This window comes from Aliivibrio finisterrensis (assembly GCF_008933155.1).
Lineage (GTDB): Bacteria > Pseudomonadota > Gammaproteobacteria > Enterobacterales > Vibrionaceae > Aliivibrio > Aliivibrio finisterrensis.
In genome coordinates this window covers 1-259 of the sequence record NZ_WBVP01000128.1, presented here as the reverse complement: position 1 = coordinate 259, position 259 = coordinate 1, and the positions used below count along the sequence as shown (strand labels likewise).

At 48.3% G+C, this 259-nt stretch carries 1 rRNA gene; it reads left to right on the top strand.

Features of this window, described 5'->3' with window-relative positions:
* Positions 1–9 precede the first annotated feature (9 nt).
* A 16S ribosomal RNA gene (locus F8B77_RS17410) occupies positions 10–259 on the top strand; the annotation flags it as partial.

Sequence of the window (259 nt, the reverse complement as noted above, 5' to 3'; positions counted from 1 at the left end):
AAAAAACTTTAATTGAAGAGTTTGATCATGGCTCAGATTGAACGCTGGCGGCAGGCCTAACACATGCAAGTCGAGCGGTAACAGAAATTAGCTTGCTAATTTGCTGACGAGCGGCGGACGGGTGAGTAATGCCTGGGAATATGCCTTAGTGTGGGGGATAACTATTGGAAACGATAGCTAATACCGCATAATGTCTTCGGACCAAAGAGGGGGACCTTCGGGCCTCTCGCGCTAAGATTAGCCCAGGTGAGATTAGCTA